This is a genomic window from Calidifontimicrobium sp. SYSU G02091 (assembly GCF_022631395.1).
In the GTDB taxonomy this organism is placed as follows: Bacteria; Pseudomonadota; Gammaproteobacteria; order Burkholderiales; family Burkholderiaceae_C; genus Calidifontimicrobium; species Calidifontimicrobium sediminis.
Map to the genome: position 1 here is coordinate 1 of NZ_JALBGB010000071.1, position 1,671 is coordinate 1,671.

The 1,671-nt window shown below is 70.1% G+C and carries 1 protein-coding gene; it reads left to right on the top strand.

All coding sequences use genetic code 11. The annotated features are described in order from the left end of the window. The first annotated feature begins 65 nt into the window (after positions 1-65). Positions 66-1,505 carry an IS1182 family transposase gene (locus MOJ79_RS18780; protein ID WP_241925529.1) on the top strand — a complete coding sequence of 480 codons (1,440 nt, stop codon included), beginning with the start codon at positions 66-68 and terminating at the stop codon, positions 1,503-1,505. Positions 1,506-1,671 lie beyond the last annotated feature (166 nt).

Sequence of the window (1,671 nt, forward strand, 5' to 3'; positions counted from 1 at the left end):
CTGAGAGCGTGAGAGTTTTTCGTCCGCTGCCCTCGTGCTGGCATGTCTCTGGCTTGCTGTTGGGCATGAGCGATCCGACGCACCAAGACAGCGTGGCCGGGGTTTTGTTCGAGGACTTGGCGCCCGTCGATGAGCAAGCAGCGCAGGCCGCCGCGCAAGCGCGAGCCGTTGCGCTGCGCGCGCAGCCGCCGCGGCTGCTGCAGCCCAACCGCAAGCAGATCGAACTGCGAGCATCGGACCTGGAGTCGCTGCTGGGCGAGGATCACCGAGCGCGGCTGGTATGGGGCTACGTCGAGCGGCAGGACCTGAGCCGGCTGACCGATGCGATCAAGGCGCGCGGCAGCAACGCCGGACGCGCGGCGATCGACCCGCGCATCCTGTTTGCGCTGTGGCTGTACGCCACGCTCGAAGGCGTGGGCAGTGGACGCGAGCTGGCGCGGCTGACGCGCGAGCACGACGCCTACCGCTGGATCTGCGGCGGCGTGTCGGTGAACTACCACGCGCTCAACGACTTCCGCTCGGGCAACGAGGCGCTGATGGACGAGGTGCTGACGGCCAACGTCGCGGCGCTGGCGGCCGCAGGCGCGATCAGCCTGGAGTGCGTGGCGCAGGACGGCATGCGGGTGCGGGCCGACGCAGGCGCGGCGTCGTTTCGCCGTCAAGCCAGTCTGCAGCAGCACCTGGCCGAGGCGGGCGAGCTCGTGCGACAGACCAAGCAGCGGGCCAAGGACGATCCTGGGGCGAGCAGCCGCCGCGCGCAGGCCGCGCAGCAGCGTGCAGCCCAGGAGCGCGAAGCACGCATCCAAGCGGCGCTGGAGCAGCTGCCCCAGGTGCAGGCGGCCAAGCTGCGCAACGGCGACAAGGCCGAAGACGCTCGCGCCAGCACCAGCGATGCCGACGCACGGGTGATGAAGATGGGCGACGGCGGGTTCCGGCCGGCGTACAACGTGCAGCTGGCCACCACCTGCAAGGACCAGGTCATCGTGGGCGTGGCGGTGAGCAACGCCGGCAGCGACATGGGGCAGATGGCGCCGATGGTTGAGCAAGTCAGCGCGCGCACGGGGCGCACGCCCGGGCAGTGGCTGGCCGACGGCGGGTTCCCCGCACACGAGCAGATCGACGCCGTGCACGAGCACACCCAAGGCCGCACCGAAGTGATCGCACCGGTGCCCGAGCCCAGGCGCAAGGCCGGGGACGAGACGGCGCCGCCGCACAAGCATCGGCGCAAGGACGGTGACTCCGAGCCGGTGGCGCAGTGGCGCGAGCGCATGGCCGAAGAGAAGAACAAGGCCGTCTACAAGCAGCGTGCGGCCACCGCCGAGTGCGTCAACGCGCTGGCGCGCAACCGCGGGCTGCAGCGCATGCCGGTGCGCGGGCTGCGCAAGGTGCGTGCGGTGGCCATCCTGTATGCGCTGGCGCACAACCTGATGCGCATGGTCAAGATCGCACCGCAGTGGGTCGGTCTGGGCACAGGTGCGCCCGCAGCGGCCCTGGCGGCCGCGTAAGGGGTGCGGAAGATGAGAAATCGACCCGCATCAAGCGCTGCGAAGCGCGCACGAGCCCGTCGCAGCGACATCATCCGCGCAGCAGCGCCGCGTGACGTTCGTTCCTCTGGCTTTGAGGCCAACTCGACGGGCGTCTGCGGCGATCAATTGCCTCTCAGCCTCTGAG

Coding starts and splice junctions, on each gene's coding strand:
- MOJ79_RS18780 (WP_241925529.1), top strand. CDS start 66: ATGAGCGATCCGACGCACCAAGACAGCGTGGCCGGGGTTTTGTTCGAG.